Annotated in this window: 1 protein-coding gene; it reads left to right on the forward strand. The window is 62.1% G+C overall.

The annotated features are described in order from the left end of the window. Positions 1-158: 158 nt before the first annotated feature. Positions 159-1484: a transposase gene (locus QZY07_RS09915; protein ID WP_295402041.1), complete on the forward strand. Its 1326-nt coding sequence runs from the start codon at positions 159-161 to the stop codon at positions 1482-1484. Positions 1485-1534: the final 50 nt, after the last annotated feature.

Raw genomic sequence — 1534 nt, forward strand, 5'->3', positions numbered from 1 at the left:
CTCGATCTTCAAGTTTTTCCTGCTTGACAAAACGCGCGAAGATATCCGCTCCACTCTGAGGAGGAGTCGCCGCCATTTTCTCTGGCCCACTGCCCTTTATTGAGCGTTATGTCGACTCCCTGGATGAGGCGCTGAGGCGTCATACGCCGAGCCGGGGGTTGAGCCGCAGCCAGCGTGCCTGGCTGAGGTTCTGCCTGATGGGGGTGCTGCTGACCAATCCGGTGTGCTGGGCGGCGTTCGAGCGCGCGGGCTTGAGGGCGTATCGACTTGGTGCCTTGTCGTGGATGTTCCGACACACCAAGATCGTTTGGGAGCGGCTCTGGGAGGTGAGCGTCACGGTGATGCTGGAGCAGCATGGGATTCGCGAGGGTATTCTGGCGGCGGATGACAGCGATCAGCGCCGTGCCAAGCGCACGACCCGGATTCATCGCGCGCATCAGCTCTACGACAAGAAAACCGGTGGCTATTTCAACGGACAAGCCGTCGTGTTTCTGCTGTTGGTGACCCCCGCGGTGACGGTGCCGGTGGGATTTCGCTTCGCCAGTCCGGATCCCAAGCAGGTGGCCTGGCGCCGCGAAGAGCAGCGACTGAATCGCTTGAAGGTGGCGAAAGCCGAGCGTGCGCCCCAACCACCGGGCGATCCGGCCGATCCCAGCAAGGCCCAGCTCGTGTTGGAGCGGATCGAGACGTTTCGTCAAGCGCATCCTCAGGTGCGTATCAACGCGGTGTTGGCCGATGCGTTGTATGGGACCCAGACCTTCATGGACCAGGCTAGCGCCCTGTGCGCTGCAGCCCAGACGGTCAGCCAATGGCGCGGCAATCAAAAGGTGCGCTTTCGCGGCAAGGAGCACTCACTGACGGCCTTCTTCGCCGCCTACCCAGGCGTCACGCAGCACATCCGCGTGCGCGGCGGCGCCGAGATCGCGGTCATCGTCAGCAGCGCGCGGGTGCACGTGTGCGCCCATGGCAAGAAGCGCTTCGTCATCGCGCTCAAATATCCCGGCGAAACCGACTTCCGCTCTCTGGTGGCCACCGACCTGAGTTGGCGGACCCTCGACATCGTCCAAGTCGATACTCTGCGATGGCTGATCGAAGTGTTTCTGGAGGATTGGAAGCTCAATGAAGGATGGGGGCAACTGGCCAAACAGCCCGACGAAGAGGGGTCAAGCCGAAGCCTGACCCTGAGTCTGCTGCTCGACCACGCCCTCCTCCTTCACCCCGAGCAACGAACCCGCCTCAATCACCAGGCACCTGCGTGCACCGTGGGTAGCCTCCGACGCCAGTGCCAGGGCGAGGCGCTGATGGACATGTTCCGAGCGCTGCTGGCCGCCGAGGATCCTACCGCTCACCTCGAGCAACTCGCCGAGACCATCAAGACGGTATTTCCTTTGGCCCCATCGAAGAAGCACATGAGTGGGCGTGACCTGGGTCGGCAAGCGCCGACACCGTCGCTGCGCTACCGTGCCGGGGAGGCATACGCCTAGCGCCTACTGAACACCAATGTCAAATCTAAAAACTTGAAGATCGAGTATCA

It is taken from the genome of uncultured Thiocystis sp., from assembly GCF_903866365.1.
Classification (GTDB): Bacteria; Pseudomonadota; Gammaproteobacteria; order Chromatiales; family Chromatiaceae; genus Chromatium.